We start from the raw sequence: 25,684 nt of genomic DNA on the forward strand, positions 1-25,684 counted from the left end.
GGGTGGGGCGGTGTGGGACACTGTCTGGACGGCGGCAAGATCGCCGGTGAGTCCGTGCCGGGGGAGGCGCGGACGTCGTTTCGAACAGGAGTTGAGATGAGCGACACCCGAGCAACCAAGACCTTGTCGGAGTTCGATCCCGATTTCCGGACACCCGACCAGGAGATGGCCGAGCTCGGTGCCGAGGTGCCCGACGCCGCCGACCTCCTGATCAGCCAGATCAACCCGCACAACCCGCACCTGTTCGCCGAAGACCGCTGGCAGAGCCACTTCGATCGGCTGCGCGCCGAAGACCCGGTCCACTTCAACGAGATCGAGGCGGCGGGCCGGTACTGGTCGATCACCAAGTACCACGACCTCAAGGAGATCGAGGTCGACTGGAAGCGGTTCTCCAACTCGCCGAGCATCGTGCTCGGCCTGCCGATCGATCGTCTGCCACCCGAAGAGGAGCGGATCGTCACCTTCATCGCCATGGACCCACCGGAGCATCGCGATCAGCGACGCACGGTGACCCCGTCGGTGCAGCCGCGCAACCTCGAGAACGTCGAGCCGATGATCCGCGAGCGCACCGTCGAGGTGCTCGAGTCGCTGCCCGAAGGCGAGACGTTCGACTGGGTCGACACCGTGTCGGTCGAGCTGACCACCCGGATGCTCGCCACCCTGTTCGACTTCCCGTTCGACGACCGCCGCAAGCTGACCCGTTGGTCCGACGTCGTGTTCGCGATCCCCGAGCCTGGCGGCATCGTCGAGTCGCACGAGCAGCGTCGTGACGAACTGATCGAGTGCGTCGAGTACTTCAGCCGGCTGTGGGACGAGCGCCGAGGCAATCCCGGTCACGACTTCGTGTCGATGCTCGCGAACGGCGAAGCAACGAAGGACATGTCGCCGCTCCAGCACCTCGGCAACCTGCTGCTCCTGATCGTCGGTGGCAACGACACGACCCGCAACACCATGTCGGGCAGCGTGTACGGGCTCAACAAGTTCCCCGAGCAGTACGACAAGCTGATCGCGAACCCCGAGCTGATCCGCAGCATGGTCCAGGAGATCATACGGTGGCAGACGCCGCTGCCGTACATGCGGCGTACCGCGACCGAAGACGTCGAGTTCCACGGCAAGCAGATCCGCAAGAACGACCAGGTCCTGCTGTGGTACATCTCCGCGAACCGCGACACCGACGTGTTCGAGAACCCCGACGTCATCGACATCGAGCGGGCCAACGCCGACCAGCACCTCTCGTTCGGCTACGGCATCCACCGCTGCATGGGCAGCCGCCTGGCCGAGATGCAGCTGCGCATCCTCTGGGAAGAAATCCTCGACCGCTTCGAGAAGATCGAGGTCATGGCCGAGCCGAAGCGCACGTTCTCGTCGTTCGTGCACGGCTACACCGAACTGCCGGTGCAGATCCGCCACAAGTGACCCGACCGCCGGGTCGGCCGGCGCTGTGTCAGCCCGGCCCGGAGCTGGCCGTGCGTGACAGGGCTCCGCGCAACGGTTCGCGGGTCACACCCTTCGACACGCTGAGTCGGTAGGGGCCGCCGACGATCGCGACGTTGGCGAGTGCCAGGTCGCGTGCGAGCCGCCAGACCGCGCGCGGCGTGAGTTCGTGGAGGACGTGGGAGGCGGCGACGACCAGGTCGTCGTCGGTGAGGCGTTCGAGCGTCGAGGTCGAGAGTTCGGCATCGACGACGACCTCGATGCGTTCCTCGTCACGGTCGATCGGCCCGAGGAGATCGTCGGCGACTGCGCCGTCGGGCACGACGAGCAGGAGGGGGAGTTCCTCGGCGGATGCTGCACGCCGTCCGACGTCGAACGCGAGGCCGGCGTCCTCCCGTCGCCAGTCGGTGTCGGTTCGGCCGACCGCGACGACGAGCCGGTTCCACGGTCGGGTCACCTTCACGGCCATCGACGGGACGGGACACGTTTCGCCGATCGTGTCGATGTCGTTGCCGAACAGGTAGTCGGCGGCGAAGCTCGGCCCGTCCCATGCGAGCACCACGAGCGACGCCTCCTGCTCGTCGACCAGCGCGACGGTGCCGTCGGCGAACGAGTCGTCGATGCGGACGAGGCCGTCGGAGTCGAGCCCACGAGCGGCGACGGCGGCCGCCACCTCACGAACCCGTGCGAGCGCCACCTCGCGGTGGTCGCGTTCGGTGATGGCGAACGGTGAGACGAGACCGTTGTCGCCGTCTGCGATCAGTTCGGCGAGTCGGATCGGCGCGTCGATCGAGTCGGTCGGTGCCCGAACGTCGAGCAGCACGTTCGAGCCGAGGGCCCGTGTGTCGCTCTCCGGCTTCGGGACCCGCCGTGCGAAGAACCGGGTGCCGTACGACGTGATGAGTGCGGTGGCGACGATCGCGATGACGGAGGCGTTGACGATGATCTGTTCGAACATGCCGAGCGAGAGGCCGACCTGGGCGATCGCGAGCGTCGACGCCGCCTGACCGAACGACAGCGACGACATCATCCCGATCTCGTTGCCGGTGAAGCCGAAGATGGCGCCGGTGATGCCGGCCGCCACACACTTGCCGACGATCACGAAGGCGGTGAAGACGAGACCGAGCAGCAGGGTGTCACGATCGATCAGCAGCGCCGGGTCGATGTTGAGGCCGATCGAGACGAGGAACGTCGGGACGAACACGGCGGTGCCGACGAACTCGAGTCGTTCCATGAGCGACCCGCGGTTCGGGACCAGCCGGTTGAGTCCGAGACCGGCGAGGAACGCGCCGATCAGACCCTCGACGCCTCCGATCAGTGCGACGCACGCGCCGGCCGACATGGCGGCGAGGGCGAACACGAAGCGCTGCATCCGTGAACGGCCGACACGGACGAAGAAGCGCTCGCCGATCTTGGGGAGCAGCCAGAGGCAGAACCCGACGAGGACGGGGAGAGCGATGAGGAGGGGCAGCGTCGGGTCGGGCGTGCTCGGTTCGAAGTCGAACGTCGACAGGTCGATGTCGGTGAGGTCGAACAGTTCGCCGTCGAACGGGGCCGGGAGTGGGTCGCTCTCGATGACGGTCGTCGACGTGACGAAGGCCAGCACGGTGAGCGACAGCAGGTCGGCGACGACACCAGCCGACACGGCGGCGCTCGCCGCACGGTTGTTCTGCAGCCCCGCCGTCTGGATCTCGGGATAGGCGACGAGGGTGTTCGACGCCCACATCGCGCCGACGAGCGCTGCCGGCAACAGGCCGACCCCGAACGCGGCCATCATCACGATCGCGGCCAGGAGGAACGGGATGAAGAAGCCGAGCAACCCATACGCGATGGCGCTCGTCCGATTCTCCTGGAAGGCGCGGATGTCGAACGAGATGCCCGCCAGGAACATCAGGTACAAGATGCCGATCGCACCGAGATCGTCGACGAGCCCGCCGGCGCTGATCCAGTCGAGCACGTACGGCCCGAAGAGGGTGCCACCGAAGATCAGCCCGACGATGCCGGGGACTCGGAACCGCTCGGCAACGATCGGCCCGAGCAGCACCGTGACCAACAGGATCAGCAGGGTCGCCTCGACCGTGCCGACCAACACTCCGTTCACTCGCCCCTCCTCGTGCGCCGGTCGGCGCTGCCGGCCGAACGCTAGTGCGGCGAACCGATGCGAACGGACGATGTGAGCGTGCGCGACCGCCGCTGGCGACGACGGACGGACGGTGCCCGCGCGGTACCTGTCGTATAACGCTGGACGCTCTCGGCGATTTGCTTTAGCGTCGTCCTCGGCCGGCGGCGGACGTCGGTCAGGCGGAACAGGGAAATGGGGAGGGCGCCATGCGCGTCTCTGGTATCAAGGCGGCGCTGTTCGGTGCTGCCGGGGCGGGTCTCGTGATCGCGGGTGCAGTCCCCGTGCTGTCGGAGAATCCGGAGCGGGTGGCAGCCGAAACGCTCCAACCGATCGATCCGCAGGATCCGACCGAGCACGGCGACAGTCCGGTCGACGGCCTCGAGTACGCCGACCCGACCGAGGCACTCGGACTGGTCGACGCCCCGGAACCGAACCACGAAGGCACGGCGACGCTGTCGTTCCCGATCGACGTTCCACCGGGCCACGGCATCACCCCCGAGCTCGTGGTGAGCTACGACTCCTCCGGCGGCAACAGTTGGATGGGCGTCGGCTGGGACCTCGGCGTCGGCGAGATCGCCGTCGATACCAGCTTCGGCGCGCCGCATTTCAGCGCCACGCACGAGAGCGAGTCGTACTCGCACGACGGCGACCTGCTCGTTCCGAACGCCAACGACGCTGCATGGGAAGCGCGCACGGGCCAGACCCGTCGCGACTTCACCCATCAGGTGGAGGAGGACTTCGCCGAGATCATTCGCCACGAAGGCGCTGGCGGCCCGGCGAACTACTTCTGGGAAGTCCGCGAGAAGGACGGTGGCGTGAAGTGGTACGGCGCCACCCCCGACGACGGTGGGCCGGCACCGTCGGTCGCTCCGACGCTCGACGAGAACTCGGTGGTGCGGGACGAGAACGGCAACATCGTCCGCTGGCTCCTGTCGGCGGAACGCGACATCGGCGTCAATCTGATCCGGTACGAGTACGACATCCAGGACTACACGTTCGGCTCGAACGGCTGGGAGGCGGTGTCGAGCTGCAATCCCGCCGACGACGTCTGCGGCCAGCACCCGTACCTCGATCGCATCATCTACACCGACGCCACCAGCGTGATCACCGGCTTCAACGGCGCGCCGTACGAGATCGACTTCATCCGCGAGAGCGAGATGCCCGGCAAGAGCCTGCCGGTGCGCATCGACCCCGACGTCAACGCTCGCCTCGGCTACGTCGACGTCACCGCCGACCGCCTCGCCCGCATCGACATCTCGTGGGGTGCTCCGCCGCGCACCGGCGCCCCGAGCGACTACACCGACCTCGCCGGCCGCTACGACTTCACGTACACCACCGGATGGTTCGGCAAGTCGCTGCTCGAGACCATCACACAAGGTGTGTCCGACCCCCACGTGCACACCATCGAGTACTTCAACGAGCTCGGCCCGGCCAACACCAATCCCACCACTGGATGGGACGGTGCCTCCGAGTGGACGACGACCGACGAGGTCGACGTCGTCGACTTCAGTACCGAGTGGGACGTCTCGTTGCTCGGCGGTTCGGTCAGCAACGCCGGTTCCGGCAACATCTACATCGGCTTCAACCCGGCGGCGCCGTCGAAGACCGGCTCGTTCGGTGTCGGCCTCGAACTGAGCGGGAGCGACACCGATGCCGTCGCCGAGTGGGTCGACCTCAACGGCGACGGACTGCCCGACAAGGTCTTCCTCGACGGCAGCGCCGTGAAGTTCCGTCTCAACACCAGCGGAGCGAACGGCACGCCCGGCTTCGGGGGTGATCTCGGGACGGCTCCTGGTATCGACTCGCTGTCGAAGGACTCCGACTTCGCGTTCCAGATCTCCGGCGAGGCGTACCCGCTGGTCGCCCTGGGAGTCGGGACCGGCCTGTCGTTCTCGTGGTCGAGCCACTATTTCTCCGACGTCAACGCCGACGGACTGGTCGACTTCGTCAGCGGTGGCTCGGTGCTGTTCAATCACCTCGACGCATCCGGGGTGCCGACGTTCTCAGCCGACAGCGGCGACACGGTCGTCCCGCTGGAGCCCGCGGCGCTTCCGGTGATCTCGAGCGAGCAGTTGGAAGAGATCAACGAGCAGTTCGTCCTGCAGAATCCACCGATCGACACGGTTCGCCGATGGGTCGCACCCTTCGACGGCACCGTCGAGATCGACGCGACCGTCGCGCTCGACACGACCGGCGGGTCCTCCGTCGACGGTGTTCGGGTCGCCATCCAGCAGAACGGTTCCGAGGTGAGTGCGGCCACCCTCGACTCTGGTGGTACGACCTCGGCGTTCACCACGCCGATCACTCGCGCGGTCGCCGCGGGTGACCGCATCTACTTCAGGGTCGGGGCGAGGACCGACGGCCAGAACGACCTGGTCGACTGGGACCCGACGATCACGTATCAGGGCGTCGGTTGGAGCGCCGACGCCAACGGCTTGTCGCAGACCACCTACGACGCAGGCAGCGACTTCACCTTGGCCGGTCGCCCCGACGACACCGTCGCCATGCCGTTCGCCGGCACGGCGATCGTGAACGGCACGATCGACGTCGGTGCAGCGCTCACCGACGGCATCGACGTCGTCGTCGTTCGCCACGTCGCTTCGCTCAGCGGATCCGAGGTCGTCACCTCGCCGGCTGGACCGGTCGTCGCGGCCACCATCACCGCCGGGAGCACCGGCGTCACCAACTTCACGACGAGCGTCCCCGTCTCGGTGGCCAACCAGACCTCGGGCAGCGACACGATCGTCGTCGCCGACCGCCTGGAGGTGTACGTCGCTGCCGACTCCCCGGTCGACCTGGGCCAGATCGACTGGGACGCGACCATCACCTACGACGAGTCGCTCCCGGTCCTGCGCGCGGACGGCAGCGATGCGAGGCAGACGCCGCAGGGAGATCCGTCACCGAGCCCCCTCTTCGAGCACCCGGTTCGTCCTCACACCGAGTTCTATCCGGGGCTCGACCCGGCGAGTCCAGCGGCGGCCACGTCACTGCCCGACTCGTTCACGGCCCGCCTCCGCGTGAACGCCCTGGCGGACGATCCCGGGAGCGCCGAAGCCGTCGTCACGTTCAAGAACACGAACGGCATCGTTAAGTACACACGGTCGCTCACCGACGACAGCAACGACGAGTTCGGAGTCGACCTCAGCTCCATCAGTGGTGCCGACTACTTCGTCGACATCTCCGTCCGCAACGGGACGTTCACCCGGGGCGGCCTCGACCTCGTCCACTTCGATCGCGAGACGTCCCCCGACAACTGGACCTCGATCGACAGCCGGTTGCGATGGACCGGGCTCCAGGGGATCTTCCCCCTCTCGTACCGTGGCTGGGGTGTTGCCGGCTACACGGCCGCCGACTCGCTCGCCACGAGCGCGATCGTCGAGTCCGCGTTCGAGATCGACGACAGCCAGTTCAACGAGTCCACGCCGGTGTCCGAACCCGACCGTGGCGACGTCAGCCTCGACGAATCGTCGGCCGAGCCCGCCTACGCGTTCATCCCCGCCCCGCAGTCGGGCGATGGCACCCCGAGTGATCCGTTGGTGCCCGACCGGTGGAACGGGCCGCGCGAGGAGATCTGGGCGGACGGCACGAGCGCTCGCACGTCGCGCCTCATCACCGACGTCTCATCGCTGACCGACCTCGGTTCGTCGTCCGGATCGGGCCAGCGTTCCGCGCCGACCCGACTCGGCATCGGCGGGCCTGGGCTGACCCTCATGTTCGGTGCGGGTCCGTTCGGTGCGTCGGCCGGCCTCTCGCCGTCGTGGGGCATCACCGACTTCGAAGACCTCAACGGTGACGGCTACCCGGACGTCGTGTCCGCAGGCAGCGTGACCTACACCGACCAGCTCGGTGGCTACGTGGCATCGCGCGACGTCGACGGCACCGACGTCACCAATCAGGACCTGACCTTCTCGGTGAGCGGCGGTCTCGACTCCGGCATGGTCGACATCATCCCGAACTCGAAGGGGTCGACGAACGCGACGACCGGACCGTCCGCAGCCAAGGGACAGGATGCCTCCGACGAAGGCCCGGCCTACTCGATCGGCGTGTCGGGCGGTGGAGGCTTCTCCTGGTCCTCCCCGAACGCGTCCGGCGGCGACGACGGACCGGGCGACGGCGACAACGCCGCCCAGTTCGGCGAGCTCGAGGCCGACGCCGGTGACGGCGGCGCGGCGATCCAACGAGCCCTGTCCGACGTCAACGGCGACGGCATCGCCGACCGCGTGTACACCGACGCCCAAGGCGTCTGGGTCCACTACGGCCTCGGCTACGGCTTCACCGAGAACTCCATCAGGTTGGGGACCGGCGGCTTCGAGAGTCGCGAGAGCGCCTCCGGTGGCGCCGGCCTCGGCTTCTCCCTCCCGTACGGGGAGTTCGGCGGCGGGATCAACTTCCTGTGGAACTCCGACTGGAACCGCTACGGCTGGATCGACCTCAACGGTGACGGCATCCTCGACCAGTTCCATCGCATCGGTGAGAGCGACGTCAAGGTGCGCTTCGGCACCGGCAGCGGCCTGCTCGGAGCGATCGACTACGGCGACCTCGTGAACGTCGAGCTGTCGCCGGGCATCACGTCGAACCAGCACTTCGCGCTCGACCAGGCGTCGGGCATCGGCGGCGGCGTCAGCGCCACCGCCTACATCGGACCCCTGTGTCTCGTGGCGTGCTACCTCGTGATCGGCGGCGGTGGCGGCTACAACCAGACCCAGACGACGTCGACGGTCGAGATCGAGGACATCAACGGTGACGGGTTCGCCGACGTGCTCAGCTCGACCAACGACAACGCCGTGACGGTGGCCCTCAACAAGCAGGGCAAGACGAATCTGCTCAAGTCGGTCACCAACCCGCTCGGCGGCTCGTTCAGCGTCGACTACCGACGCGACGGCAACACGACGACGCACCCCGACTCGATCTGGGTGCTCAGCGAGATCGTCGAAGACGACGGCCGTGACGCCGGTGGCCCCGACGACGCTGCCGGCGACGGTGACGACGTCTACAAGCAACGCATCACCTACGGCGACCTCGGCTACTCGCGAGTGCACCGCGACTCGCTCGGCTACGGCGCGGTCCGGATCGAAGAACTCGACGACGCCGACGGTCTGCTCCGGGCCACCGAGCACACCTACCTCAACGACAGCATCTTCTCCGCCGGTCTGCTGACCGAGGTGACCTTGATCGACGCCGACGGCACGACCGAGGTTCGCGGCTCGACGGTGGAGTACCAGTTCCTCGACGTGCTTGCCACCGGCGGCGACCCGCACGACCCGGCAGTGCTGACCCCGAGCGTCGTCGGCGAGACCGACACCGTCGGATCGCGGGGACGCTCGATCGCCCCGCTCGCCACCGCACACAGCGAGTACTGGTACGACGGCGGCTCGAAGATCTTCGAGTGGCGGATCGAGTACGTCTTCGACGGCCTCGGCAACGTCCTCGAGGAGCGCGACCTCGGCGATCTCGCCATCGCGGGCGACGAGCTGACGACCACGCTCTTGTACAGCGCCTGTGATATCACCGGTGCCACCGGCAACGGCTGCCTGGCCGATCAGGTTGCCGCGGCCGGTGTCGTGCCGTCACCGTTCCAGTCGCCCGGCACCTGCATCAACTGGGCCAGCTACCCCGGAGCGATCACCGTCACCGACTCGACCGGCGTGGTGCGAGCACGCTCCGGCATGTCAGCGCTCTGCGACAACGGCGCCGTCACCGAGCAGCGCGTCACCGTGTCGCCCGGGATCGAGGCGATCACCAACATGACCGTCAACCAGTACGGCGACTACGAGCTGATCATGGCGCCTCCGGGCGAGGACGGCGATCGTTACACGGTGCGGTACACCTACGACGATGACCGCCACACCGACGTCGCGATGGTCGAGGAGTTCGATGTCCACCAGTCCGACGCGGCCGCTGCACTGGCGGGTGGGGTCGATCCGGCTCGCGACCAGGTCGGTATCACATCGACGGCGACGTTCGATCCGCTGTCGGGCCGGGTCGCCTCGCGCACCGACGCGAACGGCGCCACGCGTCGGTACGTGTACGACGAGCTGGGACGCAACGTCGAGATCTCGAACATCGCCGTCGGCGGTTCACCGACCGCGTTGATCACGATCGAGTACAACGCCAACGACCCCGCCTATGCGCACGCGATCGCACGTCACCAGGACATCTTCGACGGCAACGACCTCGCAGGTGCCGACGACGGTGCGGGTGACGACACGACCGCGACGATCGACACGGTCACCTTCGTCGACGGCCTCGGACGGATCACCCAGACCAAGCGCGACGCACGGATCGTGGCGCCGGGCGAAACGGTGCCGCGCAACACCCGCCAGGTGACGGGCAGCGCCCGTTTCGACCAGTACGCGAGGCCGGTCGTCGAGTTCGGACCCGTTGCCGACGACGGCCCGGCCGGTTCGTTCACGACTGCGGCATTCGACGGCAACCCGACGACCCTCGCCTACGACGTGGCCGACTTCCTCACCGAAGTGGTGGAGCCGGGTGCGCGCACGACCACGTACGAGTACCCGATCGAGGCGCCGACCACCGGCGACCCGGTACTCGGGCTCACGGTGGAGACCGACCCCGAGGGCCGGGTGACGACGCTCGCCGAGGACGTCCGCGGGTTCCAGCATCTCGTCATCGAGACGCCACCCTTCGGCTCCGACCCGGCGATGACCACCCGCTATGTCGTGACGCCATTGGGCGAAACCACGCAGGTCATCGACTCGACCGGTGCGAGCACGTCGTACAGCTTCGACATGCGCGGTGACACCACGTCGGTGACCACACCGAACTCGGGTCTGACGACCTTCGAGTACGACCTCGCCGGCCGCCGCGCCGCGAAGGTCAACGAGATGATGCGTGCCGCAGGCACCGAGACCTCCTACGGGTACGACCTCGATCGTCTGGTGACGGTCGACAACCCCGGGCTGGCCGACGACGTGGTGTACGAGTACGGACTCGACAACAGTGACGGCCGGTTCACCGCCGGGCGCGTCAAGCGGATCGACGACCGGACGCGCATCGCCGACAACACCTACGGCCCCGGCGGCGCGCTGGTGTCGCAGCTCGTCGAGGTGAAGCGTCACAACTGGGACCCGACCCTCACCGAGGAAGAACTCGAGAAGTTCCGGTGGACCACCGAGTGGAGCTACGACGGTCTCGGTCGCATCCACACCGTCCGATACCCGGACGCCAAGACGCTCGGGACGGTGCCGTCGGCGACGTCGGTCGCCGGTCTGACGGCACCCGACCAGCTCGCAGGCCTGATCGAGGAGGTCGACGAACCCGGCGAACTCGTCGTGTACGACTACGACTCCGGTGGCATGGTCCGCAGCATCGGCGGTGCCGAGGCCGGCATCACGTACGTCGAGGAACCGATCGATCAGTTCATCGACGGCGTCCAGACGACCGTCTTCGTCCCACGTCCGATCGAGCACGAGTACGACTACCTGATCGATCGGATCTACGACCACCGCCTCCTGTCGATCGAAGACCAGCTGGGCAACTCGGCCGTGACGACACGCGTCTACGACGCCGACACCTCGTGGCTCACCGAGATCGTCACCACGTCCGCCGATCCCGACCCGCTCGTGACCGACCGCGTCGAGCTCCAGGACATCGAGTACAGCTTCGATGTCGTCGGGCGGCCGCTCACCTACGAGAACGACCTCCCGTTCGCCAACCGCGCCATCAACGGCGGTTCGACTCAGCAGTCGTTCCTCTACGACGGCTTCGGCCGGATCGTCGGCTCGGCGGGCACGTTCAAGCTCAAGAGCGACACCGAACAGCGCTACACGTACGGTGTCGAGTTCACCCCGGCCGCGCCGTGGAACATCGTCAGCAAGGATCAGCACGACGAGTACGCGACGCTGCGCCCGAACGGCTCCGACAAAAAGGTGTGGACCACCGACGAGACCACGTACTCGTTCGACCGCACCCTCGGAACCTCGGGCGGCCCGCTCCACGTCGTCGCCGACGAGCGCACCGACGCCGACGGCGCCACCCAGGTGTACGAGTACGTCTACAACTCGAACGGCGCCATCGAGACGATGCTGGCCACCGAGGAGACGAGCATCCCGTCGACGGGCAAGGGCAAGGGCAAGAAGCAGCAGCCCAGCGAACCCAACGAGTGGGATCGCACCTTCAGCTGGAACTCGCTCGACCAGATGACCAGCGCCGACGACGGCAGCGAGCTGCGGATCTTCGCCTACAACGACGCCGGCGAGTTGTACATCCAGGACGGCAATCTGCTCGCCGACGACGGCACCCAGCTCAGGGAGTCGGGCGCCGGGCCCGAGACGATCTTCCTGAACGACTGGGTGACGATCCGAGCCCAGAAGATCTACAAGCACACCTGGGCGGGAGACGACCGACTCCTCGTCAAGATGGACACCGACTTCACGTACGAAGACAAGCAGCTGTACCGGCACACCGATCTCGTCGGCTCGACGAACATCGTGAGCGACGTGCAGGGGCGCGGGTTCCAACGCCACGAGTACCTGCCGTCGGGTGAGATCTGGATCGACGACCACAAGGAAGAGATCCGCACACCGTTCCAGTTCGCCGACGGGTATTACGAAGACCTGTTCGACCTCGTCTTGTTCGGGGTGCGGTGGTACGACACCGAGCGCGAGCTGTTCCTGTCGCCCGATCCGGTGCTCGTGAACGACGTGACGGCCCTGATCGACCAGCCGGCGCTCGGCGGTGCGTACACCTACGCCGCCGGCAACGGGGCATCGATCATCGACCCGAGCGGTGAGCGGTTCTTCTTCGCTCACCAGAAGAACCAGGTCGCCGCGCAGATCGAGGCGAATCTCAAAGACGTCGAGGACCAGGGCAAGACGAGCACCCTCGCCAAGGGGATCGGTCAGGCGTTGCGCGCCAAGCAAGCCGAAGCCAAGGCGGCCCAGGAACGGGCCGAGCTGCTCGACCCGAACCCCTTGATCGAAATCAACCTGGTGAAGCGCACGGTGAAGTTGGGCGCTCCGTACGGCCCGCGCAAGAAGTGGGAGCTGCCGGACAAGTCCGGTCCGGCCACCGACGGCACCGGCGATGCAGCGCCGCCCGCCGGAGCCGGCGCCACGGGGTCGAACGGCCAGCCCGACCCTGGCGGCACCGGCGCCCAACCAGGACAGACGAGCGCAGACACGTCGAACGTCGACACATCGTCGAGCCCGGCGGCGAGCAATAGCTCGTCGTCGAGTGACACCTCGTCGAACCGGAGCCCGAGCGGTTCGAACGGACCCTCCGCCGAGGATTCGTCGAGTACGGGGTGATCGCCCGGCGGCTGGGCTACTCGTCCGCGGCGCCGGCGGGCAATTCGAGTTCGACCCAGATCGGCGCGTGATCGCTCGCGGTCGTGCCCTCGACGACTCCGGAGGAGGTCGCGTCGGCGAACCCTGACGCAAAGATGTGGTCGAGGATCAGGTTCCGTCCGCGTCGACGATAGGACGGCGTCGTCGACGACACCTTCTCGAGGCCGACGCCTCGCAATGTGTCGGCGAGCGCGCGTACGCCGCGCGCGGTGACCGTGTTGAAGTCGCCGCCGACGACGGCCAGCTCGAACGGCTGCCACCCGACGTCTTGGGCCACCGCTGCGAACTGCTCAATGCGACGCGCCAACGAGAGCAGCGGGATCTCGGTGTGCACGCTGTAGCACGACACGTCGTGGTCCCCGACGCCGACGACGGCGTGGGTCGCACTGCGTGCCTGTCCGTTGACCGACGCACGGTGGGGGAGTGGGATCTCGGCCGTGCGACGGATCGGCCATCTCGTCACGACCGCGTTGCCGAAGTCGCGCCCGGTGTTGGCGTGGAGGCCGGTCGTCGCATACGTGTAGTTCGCGCTGAACGCCTCGGCGACCGTGGCCGTTCCCGGCTCGTCCATCTCCTGGAGCAAGAGCACGTCGAAGTCGCGCATGTCGGCCGAGTCGGCGATCTCCCGAGCGGCCATCGCCGCTTCGATGCCGTACTGGATGTTCCACGAAACCACTCGCATGTCAGCCGCCCTCCGAGCCCGCGCCCACGGTATCCCGGACACTCGACGGGCACGAGCGTGGTGGACCGAGCTGGCATCCGAGTAATACCTGTAGGATTCTTACCATGCGCGTCACCCAGAAGGGCCAGGTCACCATCCCGAAGGACCTCCGCGATGCGCTCGGAATCGGCGCCGGCACCGATGTCGAGTTCGAGCGCAACGGCGACACCATCGTCGTCCGCAAGACGAACGTCGAAAACGGCCGCGGACGCCAACTCGTCGAGCGTCTACGCGGACGAGGTGACGTTGCGATGACGACCGACGAGATCATGGGCCTGACCCGAGGGTCGTGACGTGGCCCACGGCACGCTGGTCGACAGCAATGTCCTGCTCGACATCCTCACCGAGGACGCAACCTGGCAGAACTGGTCAGCCGACGCGCTCGCTGACATTGCCGAGACCGGTCCCGTGTACATCAACCCGATCATCTACTCGGAGGTCTCGGTCCGGTTCACCAGCATCGAGGCGCTCGAGGACGCACTCCCGCCCGACGACTACCGTCGCGCACCGCTCCCGTGGGCGGCAGCGTTCCTGGCGGGCAAAGTCTTCGTCGACTACCGGCGGAACCGGGGCGCGAAGTCGTCGACACTGCCTGACTTCTTCATCGGCGCCCACGCAGCGGTCGCGGATCTCGACCTGCTCACCCGAGACGTCGGCCGCTACCGGACCTACTTCCCGACCGTGACCCTCGTCTCGCCGGAGGGCTGACACTCCCGCGAGCGCGCTGGCCGACTGACGCATTCGGCGTCAGTAGGAACGGGCCCGGGTCGAGCTCGGAGCTCAGGTTCGGTGGGACGGCTCGGTGTAGGGGCTCGGTTGTGTTGCGGGTTCCGCCGGCGTGTGAGTGCGGAGTCGGCAGCAACGGTGTGGTCACCGTGGGCCGACGCAATCGAGGCTGCCGGAGGGGCGGCCACGCAGCCGACAAACCGCGGACCCACGCGGGAACCGGCATTACGAGCGGAACGCGAGCAATCGCCGGGATCGCGCTGCGTGGGCGCTCGGACCAGTCGCTGCTTCACGATCGTTTCGGCGGTGAGGAGGACAGTCTCGATCTCTCGACGACCCCGTGGTTGCCGACAGCAGCGGGTTCGACACGTTCATTTCTCCCGGGTGGTACCGGGACATGGGAGCGGGCCCCCGAGGGCCCTATGCTCGCGCATTGGCTTGTGGGTTCTCTTGCAAGCCCTGCGCCTCGGGTCTGCAAGATTTCTCCTGTCGTGCCTGGTAGCGGCCGTCGGGGCGCGTCGGTCTGACCGGGCTAGTTCGGGCCGGTTGGAACGAGGCCGGGTCGGGTCTGGAACGCGTGCTTGGAGGGCTCGCTGGTTGTTGGGTGACCTGGCTGGTGGTTGCGGCTGCCGCCCTCGCTTCGGATGCGGCATCGTGGCCCACTGTGCGAAGTTCGGCGCCCGGCGCAACCTCGGCTTCGGTCAAGTCGTCCAGTGCCCGATGCGAGGCGGCGTGGGGTTGGCCAACCGATGTTTGCGCCGGGGCTGGCCTGGAACGCCTTCAGGTCGGTCAGCTTGTGGTTGCCAACGGTGGAGATCGTGCTGAGCCGGGCAGATGTATAAGCGTTGTATAAGCGAATATATGTCGGTCGGCGTCGCCATCTCGGTGGTGTGTGGCGTCGTAGCCGGGCGGTGTGAAGCAGGCGATCGACAGCTGGAACCGGCGAGCTGAAGGACCCGGCTGATCTGGCGTCGAGCCGCAGGGCATCGCGAGTGGCGACGCCTCGGTTCGGGCGTTCGTGTTGAATGGTTGCATGCGAGCGGGACGCAGAGGGACCTCGACCAGCGACGAGCAGCGGCGGTCGGCTTCGTGACTGACGAGGACTCAACGTCTTCCTCGCCGGTGGCTGCGGATCGTGCCGGACCGGGTGAGTCGTCACGCATGGGTGTCGCGGTGTCGGTGGCCCTTGCGGTGATGGTCATCGCTGGGCTGTTGGTCTTCACCCGTTTCGCTGACTCATGGGAGCAGGGCAGCGGAGACGACAGCGCGCTGGTCGAAGCGCGCACCACCGGTGGCACCAATGACACGATGGGGAGCGCCCGTCCGACGACATCGGGCGCTACGTCGCTCGCGACGGTGCGACCTACCGTCGCGGTCGTACCGGTCGTCCCGCACGAGTCCGCCGTCCCGTCAGAGACGACCACTCCATCGACAACGACGACCTTGGCGCAGCCGAGACCGCGGCCGTTCCCTCCTCCGTCGTTGACGACCACGACGCTGGGTGAGCCGGGGAACGTGACGGCGTTCAGGTCACGAGGAGTCGAGTACTGGTGCGAACGCAACATCTTGAGCGATGTGCGTCGCTGTGTGCCCGCCTCCGAGCCGGTCCCGTCGACGGTGTCGTTCGTGGCCGCAACGCATTGGTGCGACGCGGCGCTGTGTTACGAGTACGACCCAACCGTGTTCGTGGAGATCGAGTTCAGAGGTCGCCACTACATCTGCCAGCGGGGATTCGGCCCGAGGTCTACGCAGTCCGAGTGCGTCGGCTACTCAGGCGGGCCGCCTCCGATCGGACAGTTCGGACCGGAGCTGTATTGCTCGGCGGACGGCGCGACGAGCGGCGCCTGGCGATGCTCGACGTTGTGGTTTCCTGATGTGCTCGACCTCCATCAGCAGGTCACGATCGATGGCGCGGACCTCCTTTGCGTCGACGCGTCGGCTGGTGGCGTTGGGGATTTGGACTGCTATCGCTACAGCGGTGGTGACCCGTCGTTGCTCGGCGGTGTCGTAGGTGCGTATTGCAGCTCGGGTCTCGGTTGCTCGACCGAGTGGTACCCGGCGGTGCTCGACGATTTCGACCGCTACACGATCGGTGGCGCCGGATACCTGTGTACACGTGCCCTGACGGGGGACTTCGGCGACTACGACTGCTATCGCTACAGCGGCGGTGACCCGGGGTCGAGCATGGGGCTGGTCGATCTGTACTGCAGCGATGACGGCGGGCTGCAGTGCGATCCCGATGGCTACCCGTCGCAGTGGGCGGACTACTTCGAGATCACCTACGACTTTGACCGCTATCTGTGCGACGGCGGTGAGGTGTTCGGTGACATCCCGTGTGTGCGGTACTGGGGCGGCAGCCCGAGTGGGGTGTCGTTCTTCCTTCCGGATCTGTACTGCGACCGGTACGGCTCGACGTGTCGGCCGGCTTGATTACGCCGGGTTCCGGTCGGGTGCGCCGTGCCCTGGCGGTAGCGGCCACTGGTCAGGATCCTCGCCTTGGGCCGTAGCGAAGTCGTTCCAGCTGAGCATCTGGTCGGGGAGTGGGGTGCGGCGGTGCGTGAAGTAGCTGACGGTGTTGTTGTACGACCAGTAGCCCGTCGCCGGTCCGCCTTTCCACGCGAGTTCGCCGGATCGTAGGAGGCTGCCAAGCGTGCTGGCGAGGAACGCCGAGACGGTGTAGCGGCGAGGTCCGAGGCAGGTGTGACCCCATCGTGGAATGAACTCGTTCATGTAGATGTCCGGGCGGAGACGGGCGTACCGGTACTCGATGATGCCGTATTCGAGGAACGGGTCGTCGGGGTCGATGCACGCGAGGAGGTCGTCGTGGACGCCGTACTCGGCGGCGATGCCTGTGCGGCCGTCCAGGCTCGAGTGGCTGGGTGTGGTTCGCCAGCTGAACGAACTGCAGGTCGGGTTGTGGCACTCGTAGTCGATCGTGCCGGCCTCTTTGTCAGCGGCGAGTTCTTCGAGGTAGTCCTCCAGAGCACACAGTGGGCAAACCTGTCGCATCCCGCAACCGTACGCGTCGTGCAGCGTGTGGCGCGTGGCCAGTCATCGAAGTCCGAGTCGGTGCTTCCAGTTGTCCGGCCAGCAGAGCTTGACGCCTGCGGCTTCGCACACGGCCTCCCAGTGCTCGTCCGATGGGGGCGCGGAGATGGCAAGTACGGGTTGGACCCTGTGCTTCAGACGTTCCATCGAGACGCGGTAGTCGAGGACCTGTCCGAGCCCGAGACGGATCTGCTGCCGCTCCGATGTTGTCGAGACCGTCTTCACTTCGACCACCCAGAGCTTGCGGCCGCGGTTCCAAGCGAGGTCGTACTGCGGCCAGCCATGGGTGAAGGGGCTGAGCGGCTGGAGGCCTGCATCTTCGACGGCTTCGGCGAGCCGGCGACAGACGCGGTGGTGCGCGGCGGTCGCCCGGTCGCGGGCGTCCAAGTCGATGGTGAGGGTTCCGTTGGTGGTGCGCCGACTCAGACTGGGCCGGAAGGGCATCCCGGCGTCTTCGGGTTCGAGCACGGCGAGCGCAGCAGCTGACTGGGCGTCGGACAGTCCGCGGCCGCTCGCCAGTTGCTGGAACTCGCCTTCGGTGATGAAGTAGATCGGCTGACTGCGACGCCGCAACGCCATGGCGTCGTCGATCTTGGTGCCGTGGTCGCCGAACTTGTAGTGAGCGACCGGCGCACCGTTGACGAGGATCGAGGTGCGGTTGGTCACTTGCTTGTCGCTGACGGTGCCGCCGCGTGCGCGGACGCGCCGGATGAGGTCTTCTTGTCGGCCCGTCGAGAACCTCCCGGTGAAGACGACCTGACGACCACGCAGTGAGCTCAACCGATCTGTCGTCCCCATCGCTCAGACGGTAGTGAGCGGCGGTGACCTTCCGTTGCGATCGGGTGCTGTTCGAGTTCGCGCCGGCGGACGATCGGAAGGGGGCTTGACCGGCTAGCGGATCGATGCCTGTCGGTGGAGGTTGGTGGCGTTGTGGAGGATGGTGAAGCCGGCGACGTCGTAGAGCTGGCGTTGCCAGCCGATGCTGGGGGCGCGGTCGGCGACGAGGCTTGCTTTGAAGCTGGCGTTGAGGCTTTCGGCGTCGGGCCGGACTGCGTAGAGACGATCGAAGTCGATGTCGTCGGGCGGGAGGAGGCGGATGTGTTCGGGGTCGTCGTGCGGTGACAGCCACGTATCCCAGTCACAGTTGTGGTGTCGGCAGGTGAGGCGGATCACCATGTTGAACCGGTACGTGCCGTCAGCGCGGCGGGCCCGTTTGACTTGGTGCCGGTTGGCCCAGGCGACGACGGCAGGTGTGCCGTCCTCGGTGATCTCGATGTCGGCGATGCGTCCGTTGACGGCGGCGAGTTGGTGACTGCAGGTCTGGTTGTGGCGGCCGACGGTGTGGGTGTAGGTCCCGAGCGTGTGGCGTTTGACGACGACTTCGTCGCCGCGGACGGCGACGTGGGGTTTGTTGATGACCACGAGTCCGGTGGTGCGCATGATCTTGTCGTGGTGGGCGCCTTGGAATGCGCCGTCGTAGGCGACGCCGACGATGCCGGGCCCGGCGAGTTGATGGACGTGTTGGATGAGTTCGATCGCGGTGGCGGCCTCGCCACCTGGTTCGGGGACTCGCCCGATGGCGAGCACGACACGGCTGTAGGGGTGTTCGCCCCGCGCTGAGATGAGGACGTAGTTGTTGCCCCAGATGTGACCGTCGTGGCGGGTGTGGGTGGCGGCCGACGGGTCGTTGCGGGCACCGGTGTTGTCGGGGCGGTATCGGAAGCGGGGCCGCAGGATGGTGCCGTCGCCGTAGATGAGGCGTCGGCGGTGGGGGTGGGTGATGGAGCCGGGCCCGTGGGGGAGCAGTAAGCCTTGGCGTCGAGCTTGTTCGAGTGCGATCTCGGTGAGGCGGGTGAGGAGATGATGCCGTGCTGTGTCGTCGCTCATGATCAGGTCGCGCCAGTAGGCGTGGTGGTAGTAGCGGAACGGCTCGCTGCGGGGTGCTGGTTCGAGTCCGGCGTCGTCGGCCGCAGCGAGGAGTTGCGCCCAGAGCCCGTCGGCGAGTTCGGCGTCGAGCCGGTTGTAGGAACCGAGGTGGCGAGCGAGCGCGCAGTAGACGACAGGGACCCAGCCGGGGTGGCGGCGTCGTCGTCCGAGACGGTCCTCGAGGTACAGATCACCGAGCGCGGTGTAGGGACTGTGGGTGAGGCTGTAGACGACTTCGCCGACGGTGGCGGATCGTTGGCGTCGGAACCGGTCGGCGTAACCCATGGGCCAGTGTTCAAAGCAGCGACCGGCTGGTCACGACCTGGTCCAGCGGTGGTCGAGTTGATGAGCGAGCGTGTCGAGACTGCGTGCGCCGGCGATGCGCGCAGCGTGTTCGAGCGATCCGGTCTCGTCGAACTCGCGGCGGACCCGCCAGAGTCGGATCGAACCGGGGCGGACGGCAGGGTCCCGGCTGAGCCCGGTGACACGCAAGATGGCGCCGAGCATCCCGCACGTCGCGGCTTGCGCCGCGCCGGACCCGGGCGGGTTCTGTCCGTCGTAGCACAACAGCCGGTCAGCGGGGACTTCGACGAGTCGACGCCGCAACACGGTCGCAGCCCACCCGGTCGCCGCGACGGTACGCGCCGCAGCGGTGCGCGACGCCGGGAAACGAACCGTGACAGCGCCGTCGTCGGACACAGCGACGTCACCGGCACCGATCGTGGTGAGATCGGCCGTCGTGCCTGTCGTTTCGGCGAGTGCCCACGCCGTTGGCCGTTTCACGTCTCGGGCCCCGTCGACGAACGCCGCGATACGACCACGTTCGATCTCGACGTCGGTCAAGGCCCGCAACTGCACTCCGCCACGCGCCGGCAGCTCGATGTCGAGCGTGGGGTCTGCGGCATCGACGCCGAGAAGCCGCAAGGTGCGCAGCGTCGTGCGGATGGTCGTCCGCCGGAAGTGCATCGTCTGAGCTGCCGGCGGCTGCCCGGACCGAGTCGGCGCGTGAACGAACCGATGACACACGTCAGTGTCGAGGTCGCACAACGACGAGTAGCCGTGAGCGTCGACGTAGCGGACGAATCGGACCAGCACCGCAGACATCCGCTCGACGGTCGACGCAGCGAACTCCGGGTCGAACGTCCACGCCGTCCTGACAGCGTCGAGTTCGTCGTCCAACGGCTTCAACGCCCACCCGCCCGTACCCGGTGATGGTGCGGTCCGTCGGAGAGTGCAGCGTGCGGACCAGTCCGCACGTTCTGGCCATGACCACCGCAACGACCACCCCACGATCGATCGATCGTCGACTCGGACCGCCACCGCGTGACTACCTCGCCGTACCCGAGCAGTTCGGAACCGTCGCCGACCCGGAAACGGCGACTCCGAACAGCGGCAGCGAACGAGTCGCGCCGTTCGCGCTGTTCCTGCACCGCCTGATGGTCGACTACCGGAACCTCGCCCCGCGTGGCGACCAGGCCGCAATCGCCCGTCGGCACGGGCTGTCCCGCTCCACCGTCAGCGACGTCGTCGCCGGCAAACGATGGCCGAACGTCACCGTGCTGTTGGCCATCTCGCTGCGCGTCGCCGAACTGCACCACCAGCGCCGCGCCCACCACGAGCTCCCCAGCGCTGACAAGGTCGGCCCGACGGCCACCCCGCAGCGACGTTGACACGATCGACGTCCCGCCGGCGACGCTCCGGACAGGAACGCGGATGATCGGCGTTGCTGATGACGTCATGGGTTGCTCCCTTCATGGGTCGCAGCCGCACCAGGCCGACTGCTCGTCCGGTCCTCGACAGAACGACAGCCTCCCCCGCCGACCACGCCGACGAGCCCGAATCGTCGTGTTGTCCGGCCCACGACCGAACAAACCGCCTGAGAACGGGCACGTCGGCGTCGGCCGTGGCCTACTGCGAGTGGGCCTCGCCACCGGGGCAGCGAGAGGAGACAGCCATGTACGACGACGACCACCCTGCCGACGGCGCGGCAGCCGGCGACAGCGACGAATCGAACACGGGCAACGTCGACCGACTCGGGCCGGATAGCCGGGGCCAGTGGCTCATCACCACGGTCGGTTCCCAGCATCTCTGGGACTGCGACACGAACACCTACCTGCGGATGCCCGGCGGCGGACGACAACAGTTCCCCTACGACCGGCAGCCGGTCACGATCACCCGAGTCGACGCCTGGCCCGTCGTCGGCTCCACCTTCTTCTTGTGGTTCGACGACCCCGTACAACCGGTTTGGCTCGAGCACTACCGGCGCTCATCACTCATCGCAAGCATCGAACCCTTCCGACCCACCGACGGCGAAGGCGAGGTCGCCGGCGAAGGCGACGGCGACGGCGAAGGCGACGGCGAGGGCTGAGCGTCCGGTACGCCCGGTCAACGACCCGGGAGCGCCGCGTAGCGGCTGCTTCCGTGCTCGGCCCACGCGATGGCGTTCGACGTGAGCATCGCGAAGATCAAGTCGAGTTCGTGACGATGACCGTTGGTCGAGCGTGCACGTTCGGTATGCATGATCGTGCCCTTCAGGTACTGGTTCAGCGACTCAGCGAAGTTCCGGACCCCGTAGAGAGCCCGGAACCGTTCGTGGTTCGGAGGCACGGCGCACAGCTGCTCGGCCAGTGCGATGCCGCCCATGGTCGCGTTCGGGTCGATCGTTGCACGGTGAACTTCGTGATGCGTCGTGCAGGTGAACTCGACATCGACTTCCCACCGGTAGGTGCCGTCGGACTCGAACCGGCGGACGGCGACGTGGTCGAGCGGCTGCTGGCGCTGGCGGCGGCCCCGCAGTGCTGACGCTTCGGTTCTGAACATCTGACCGGCGAGCACCTCAACCCGCTGCATGCAGGTCTCCCCGCTGCTCGTCGTGAACGCCAAGTCCCTCAAGCGAGTGCTGCTCTTGGGGACTTGTGTGCCTTCGTACTGTCGGTACGCGCGGCCGTCGTGGCCAGGGGCCTCGTTGATCGTGAGTAGCCCCAACTCCTCACGAAGCTGCTTGTGGTGCTTGCCACGCATTGCGCCGTCGTACACGAATGCCATGTCCTCGTTGGGGAGCCGGTTCCGCAGCCGGACCAGCGACTCGGTCACGACGCCCATCTCGTGTCCCTTCGGGCAGCGAGCCAGATCGAGCACGATCGAACGATGTCGATCGTCGCCGCGTACCGACAAGATCGCGTGCGAGTAACCATGGGCTTTGCCTTGATAGTCGGCATCGGGTGTGGTTCGCCGGACGCCGACCTTGGAGCGGGTCAGCCGAATCTGCCGTTTCGACCCGGCCCGCTTGTTCTTCCGCTTCTTCTTGCGTTGGTTCATGTCGGGCGGCGTCTTTTCGTACATCTCGTAGAACCACGTACCGTCCGCGATCAACACCCGTTCGCGCGGCACGTCGAACCACCCATTCGTGCTGTCAGCGACCGTCCAATCGTGACCGTGGAGCAGACCGAGATCTCTGGCCTGGCCGAGCGCCGCAGCACGCAGGGCCGCTTTGAGGACGTCGTTGGCGGCCGCGACGCTGCCGAACTTGCGGACGAGGAACTTGTCGCGAAAGTCCCGGAAGTGCTGCGCCGTCAGTGGCTGCGACGGAGCGGGGATACCGGCGTTGCGAAGGATCCGAATGAACGACGTCCAGTGGGCGCGCAGCTCCGCTGTTGCCCGGTCGTCACCGCCGTACACGACGGTCGCGACACCCACGAACAAGAAACCAGCCGTTGACGTCGCCGCTGGCTTCGTCGTCGTGCCGATCGGTGGCAGCTGAGCCGCCAACAGGTGAAACACGGGATCGTTGACCACGATCTCGAGCCGCTCGATGTGGGCGAGGTTGTCGAAGTGGTAGCTGCGCATCGGGAGCGGGCGAATGGCGGTATTCATCACGGGTCCTTTCGTCGGGGTGTGATGAGCAGCGACCGTCCGCACTTCCTCGCGTTGCGCAACCCCCGCCGCACACCCGCTACGTGCTCGATCGCGTTGCGCCGCCGCTCGGCCGGCTGCGAGTTGCTCCGACGACGGCCTCGTGCCGAATCAGGGGCGGGGGTGTTGCACGTCTCGGCCGCGTCCGCACGGTGGACGCCATGACCAGCCCGAACACCTACCGGCCCCACCCCGACTGCCGATGTCACCCGCTGATGATCACGACCGACGACATCGACCGGGCGGTGCCCAGCCCAGTTGGCGGGCGGTTGCCCGAGCGCGGACCGCTCGCCGATCCCTGTGCGGTCGCCAACGCCGCCGCGGCTGCCCGATCGATCAGCGACATCTTCCGAACCCTCGGCATCACACGGGACCAACGCTCGACCCGTCGCTTGCGCGCGGTGTCCGCCACCTACGGCATCGCCCTGCCACATCGCGCCGGCAAACCCAAGCGACCCAGCCCACTCGACGACCGCGACAAGCTCGTCAACGCGGTCATCCATGCCAGCAACACACGCGACGCCGTCCAGCACCTCGGACTGTCATCGTGCGGGACGACGAACCGGCGGTTCGAGCAACGCTGCCACGACGAAGAGATCGAGCTGCCCTGGAAACAGAACACCGGCACGGCCCGCCAGCTCAACGCCGCCTCCGCTCACCGCGTCGAGACCGCCCTACCCGCTACGACGTCCGACGCCCGGGTCCCCGAAGAACTCGGGATCGGCAAGGGCGGCAACGCCTACACGTGGATCAGGCGTCGCTGCCACCCAGCCTGACATCGGAACTGCGAGGCTGATACGCCGTGTAACGGAGTCGCTGTTCCTGGCGTTCCCAGACGACGAGAACCACGACAGCGAGAGCAACCCCCGCACCAGCGGTTCCCTAGCCCGAAGAGCGGGCCCGGTCGACCGGCCGTTGTCCCTACGAGGACTTCGTGCCTGTTCGCGTCGCGAAGCTCCAGGGAGTCGCAACGCCATCGTAGGATCGGGTCCATGTTGCTGCGTCTAGAGGTCGACGGGTTCAAGAACCTCTCCGGGTTCGACGCGCAGTTCGGACCTTTCACGTGCATCGCTGGTGAGAACGGCGTCGGCAAGTCAAACGTGTTCGACGCCATCGAGTTCCTCTCGCTGATCTCCGACATGTCGCTGATGGAAGCCGCCGGTCGGGTTCGCTCGAGCCAGGAGGACGGCGTCGGCGAGCCGGAGCACCTCTTCACGATCGGATCGGACGATCCCAGGATGCGACTCGCAGCCGAGATGATCGTGCCGCCGAGGGTGACCGACGACTTTGGCGTTCACGTCGAGCCGGCGATCACGCTCCTGCGCTATGAGGTCGAGCTGGGGCTCAAGCGATCGACCGGTACGAGCCGCGGCGGTCAGCTCGTGGTCGAGCGTGAAGAGCTTCGACACATCAACCGTGGCGACGCACACAAGCATCTCCGATTCAGGCACGACGTCAAGAAGTTCCGAAACGCCATCGTCGTCGGTGAGCGCCGCGGTGGCCCGTTCATCTCCACCGAGCCCGAGAACGATCGCATCACCGTGCACCAGGACGGAGGTAGCCGAGGCCGTCCGCGACGCCAGTTGCCGACACGAGCCGGCACAACCGTCGTCAGCACGATCAACAGCGCTGACGATCCGACGGTGCTCGCCGTCCGCCGCGAGATCCAATCGTGGCGGCGCCTCGCCCTCGAACCGTCAGCTCTCCGCGCAGCTGACCGATTCGTCGACCCTGACGTGATGGGCAGCGATGGCCGGCACCTGGCCGCCGCGCTCCACCGGATCGCGACGGCGCTCGGCGGAGGAGATCCCGAGGATGTCTACGCTCGCGTCGCCAACCGAGTCGCAGGTCTAGCAGGTGTCGATATCCGATCCCTCCGAGTCGACGTCGACGAGACCCGTCAGCTCTACAGCTTGATCGTCTGCGACGCAGACGGGCGAGAGCTCCCGGCCCGCTCGCTCTCAGAGGGCACACTTCGCTATCTCGCGCTGTGCGTGTTACTCGAAGACCCACGTATGACCGGACTGATCACGATGGAGGAGCCCGAAAACGGCATTCACCCGGCGAACCTGCAGCAGGTCGTCGACCTCGTCCGAGAGCTCGCTGTCGATGCCACTATCGAGCCTGGTCCTGACAACCCGCTTCGCCAGGTGATCGTCAACACACATTCACCGGCCGTCGTCGCACTGATGGACGGAGGAGACCTGCTGTACGCACGGTTGGTTCCCGACGATCGAGCGGGTCGCCGACGTGAAGCGCTTCGCCTGCTTGGAATGCAGGACTCATGGCGAGCAGTCGAGGGCGTCCCGGTTGCTACGCGAGCGGATCTCCTGCCCTACCTCGCAACACCGCCCGGAGCCCAGATCTCCTTGTTCCCCGTCACATGATACGTCAGGGGGTGTTCCTGGCCGATGGCCCCTCCGATCTTCCACTCGCACGTCACCTCGAATGGCTGTGTGCCAACGCTGGCGTGCCGGTTGCGCTTAC

General features: G+C 66.9%; 16 protein-coding genes. 9 read left to right on the plus strand and 7 right to left on the minus strand.

The window, feature by feature from the left end; translation table 11 throughout:
• Window positions 1-165: 165 nt before the first annotated feature.
• Window positions 166-1,416 carry a cytochrome P450 gene (locus BDK89_RS01570; RefSeq protein ID WP_424955293.1) on the plus strand — a complete coding sequence of 417 codons (1,251 nt, stop codon included), beginning with the start codon at window positions 166-168 and terminating at the stop codon, window positions 1,414-1,416.
• A 28-nt stretch (window positions 1,417-1,444) separates the two neighbouring features.
• Here the strand turns inward: BDK89_RS01570 and BDK89_RS01575 are convergent, their stop codons facing one another.
• Window positions 1,445-3,535: a cation:proton antiporter gene (locus BDK89_RS01575; protein ID WP_133867283.1), complete on the minus strand. Its 2,091-nt coding sequence runs from the start codon at window positions 3,533-3,535 to the stop codon at window positions 1,445-1,447.
• Between the two features lie 227 nt (window positions 3,536-3,762).
• On the opposite strand from BDK89_RS01575, the gene BDK89_RS22510 reads away from it, so the two are divergent.
• Window positions 3,763-12,825 carry a SpvB/TcaC N-terminal domain-containing protein gene (locus tag BDK89_RS22510; RefSeq protein WP_133867284.1) on the plus strand — a complete coding sequence of 3,021 codons (9,063 nt, stop codon included), beginning with the start codon at window positions 3,763-3,765 and terminating at the stop codon, window positions 12,823-12,825.
• A 16-nt stretch (window positions 12,826-12,841) separates the two neighbouring features.
• On the opposite strand, the gene BDK89_RS01585 is transcribed toward BDK89_RS22510, so the two are convergent.
• Complete coding sequence (locus tag BDK89_RS01585) at window positions 12,842-13,546, minus strand: endonuclease/exonuclease/phosphatase family protein (protein WP_133867285.1); 705 nt, start codon at window positions 13,544-13,546, stop codon at window positions 12,842-12,844.
• Between the two features lie 104 nt (window positions 13,547-13,650).
• On the opposite strand from BDK89_RS01585, the gene BDK89_RS01590 reads away from it, so the two are divergent.
• The 3 genes from BDK89_RS01590 to BDK89_RS01600 all read left to right on the plus strand — a co-directional run bounded on the left by BDK89_RS01590 (window position 13,651) and on the right by BDK89_RS01600 (window position 16,741).
• Window positions 13,651-13,878: an AbrB/MazE/SpoVT family DNA-binding domain-containing protein gene (locus BDK89_RS01590; RefSeq protein ID WP_133867286.1), complete on the plus strand. Its 228-nt coding sequence runs from the start codon at window positions 13,651-13,653 to the stop codon at window positions 13,876-13,878.
• Between the two features lies 1 nt (window position 13,879).
• The gene (locus BDK89_RS01595; protein ID WP_133867287.1) at window positions 13,880-14,293 is read left to right on the plus strand and encodes a type II toxin-antitoxin system VapC family toxin; all 414 of its coding nucleotides are present in this window, start codon (window positions 13,880-13,882) and stop codon (window positions 14,291-14,293) included.
• Between the two features lie 2,079 nt (window positions 14,294-16,372).
• The gene (locus BDK89_RS01600) at window positions 16,373-16,741 is read left to right on the plus strand and encodes a hypothetical protein (protein ID WP_133867288.1); all 369 of its coding nucleotides are present in this window, start codon (window positions 16,373-16,375) and stop codon (window positions 16,739-16,741) included.
• Here BDK89_RS01600 and BDK89_RS01605 read toward each other — a convergent pair whose 3' ends face one another.
• The 4 genes from BDK89_RS01605 to BDK89_RS01620 form a co-directional block, all read right to left on the minus strand.
• Window positions 16,742-17,320 carry a hypothetical protein gene (locus BDK89_RS01605; RefSeq protein ID WP_133867289.1) on the minus strand — a complete coding sequence of 193 codons (579 nt, stop codon included), beginning with the start codon at window positions 17,318-17,320 and terminating at the stop codon, window positions 16,742-16,744.
• A 42-nt stretch (window positions 17,321-17,362) separates the two neighbouring features.
• Complete coding sequence (locus BDK89_RS01610) at window positions 17,363-18,157, minus strand: BRCT domain-containing protein (protein ID WP_133867290.1); 795 nt, start codon at window positions 18,155-18,157, stop codon at window positions 17,363-17,365.
• Between the two features lie 93 nt (window positions 18,158-18,250).
• Complete coding sequence (locus BDK89_RS01615) at window positions 18,251-19,570, minus strand: hypothetical protein (RefSeq protein WP_133867291.1); 1,320 nt, start codon at window positions 19,568-19,570, stop codon at window positions 18,251-18,253.
• Window positions 19,571-19,600: 30 nt separating this feature from the next.
• Window positions 19,601-20,473, minus strand: a complete 873-nt coding sequence (locus BDK89_RS01620) for a hypothetical protein (protein WP_133867292.1) — start codon at window positions 20,471-20,473, stop codon at window positions 19,601-19,603.
• Window positions 20,474-20,550: 77 nt separating this feature from the next.
• Between BDK89_RS01620 and BDK89_RS01625 the strand changes: the two genes are divergently transcribed.
• Both BDK89_RS01625 and BDK89_RS01630 read left to right on the plus strand, forming a co-directional pair.
• The gene (locus tag BDK89_RS01625; protein WP_166657305.1) at window positions 20,551-20,955 is read left to right on the plus strand and encodes a helix-turn-helix domain-containing protein; all 405 of its coding nucleotides are present in this window, start codon (window positions 20,551-20,553) and stop codon (window positions 20,953-20,955) included.
• Between the two features lie 284 nt (window positions 20,956-21,239).
• A complete protein-coding gene (locus BDK89_RS01630; protein WP_133867294.1) occupies window positions 21,240-21,653 on the plus strand; it encodes a hypothetical protein in 414 nt (137 codons plus the stop codon).
• Between the two features lie 17 nt (window positions 21,654-21,670).
• On the opposite strand, the gene BDK89_RS01635 is transcribed toward BDK89_RS01630, so the two are convergent.
• Window positions 21,671-23,158, minus strand: a complete 1,488-nt coding sequence (locus BDK89_RS01635) for a hypothetical protein (RefSeq protein WP_133867295.1) — start codon at window positions 23,156-23,158, stop codon at window positions 21,671-21,673.
• 200 nt (window positions 23,159-23,358) lie between these two features.
• On the opposite strand from BDK89_RS01635, the gene BDK89_RS01640 reads away from it, so the two are divergent.
• On the plus strand, window positions 23,359-23,973 hold the full coding sequence (locus BDK89_RS01640; protein ID WP_133867296.1) for a hypothetical protein: 615 nt from the start codon (window positions 23,359-23,361) through the stop codon (window positions 23,971-23,973).
• 216 nt (window positions 23,974-24,189) lie between these two features.
• A complete protein-coding gene (locus BDK89_RS01645) occupies window positions 24,190-25,584 on the plus strand; it encodes an AAA family ATPase (RefSeq protein ID WP_133867297.1) in 1,395 nt (464 codons plus the stop codon).
• Window positions 25,585-25,684 lie beyond the last annotated feature (100 nt).

It is taken from the genome of Ilumatobacter fluminis (genome assembly GCF_004364865.1).
Lineage (GTDB): Bacteria > Actinomycetota > Acidimicrobiia > Acidimicrobiales > Ilumatobacteraceae > Ilumatobacter > Ilumatobacter fluminis.

Coding starts and splice junctions, on each gene's coding strand:
- BDK89_RS01570 (WP_424955293.1), top strand. CDS start 166: ATGGCCGAGCTCGGTGCCGAGGTGCCCGACGCCGCCGACCTCCTGATC.
- BDK89_RS22510 (WP_133867284.1), top strand. CDS start 3,763: ATGCGCGTCTCTGGTATCAAGGCGGCGCTGTTCGGTGCTGCCGGGGCG.
- BDK89_RS01585 (WP_133867285.1), bottom strand. CDS start 13,546: ATGCGAGTGGTTTCGTGGAACATCCAGTACGGCATCGAAGCGGCGATG.
- BDK89_RS01590 (WP_133867286.1), top strand. CDS start 13,651: ATGCGCGTCACCCAGAAGGGCCAGGTCACCATCCCGAAGGACCTCCGC.
- BDK89_RS01605 (WP_133867289.1), bottom strand. CDS start 17,320: ATGCGACAGGTTTGCCCACTGTGTGCTCTGGAGGACTACCTCGAAGAA.
- BDK89_RS01610 (WP_133867290.1), bottom strand. CDS start 18,157: ATGGGGACGACAGATCGGTTGAGCTCACTGCGTGGTCGTCAGGTCGTC.
- BDK89_RS01615 (WP_133867291.1), bottom strand. CDS start 19,570: ATGGGTTACGCCGACCGGTTCCGACGCCAACGATCCGCCACCGTCGGC.
- BDK89_RS01625 (WP_166657305.1), top strand. CDS start 20,551: ATGACCACCGCAACGACCACCCCACGATCGATCGATCGTCGACTCGGA.
- BDK89_RS01630 (WP_133867294.1), top strand. CDS start 21,240: ATGTACGACGACGACCACCCTGCCGACGGCGCGGCAGCCGGCGACAGC.
- BDK89_RS01635 (WP_133867295.1), bottom strand. CDS start 23,158: ATGAATACCGCCATTCGCCCGCTCCCGATGCGCAGCTACCACTTCGAC.
- BDK89_RS01640 (WP_133867296.1), top strand. CDS start 23,359: ATGACCAGCCCGAACACCTACCGGCCCCACCCCGACTGCCGATGTCAC.
- BDK89_RS01645 (WP_133867297.1), top strand. CDS start 24,190: ATGTTGCTGCGTCTAGAGGTCGACGGGTTCAAGAACCTCTCCGGGTTC.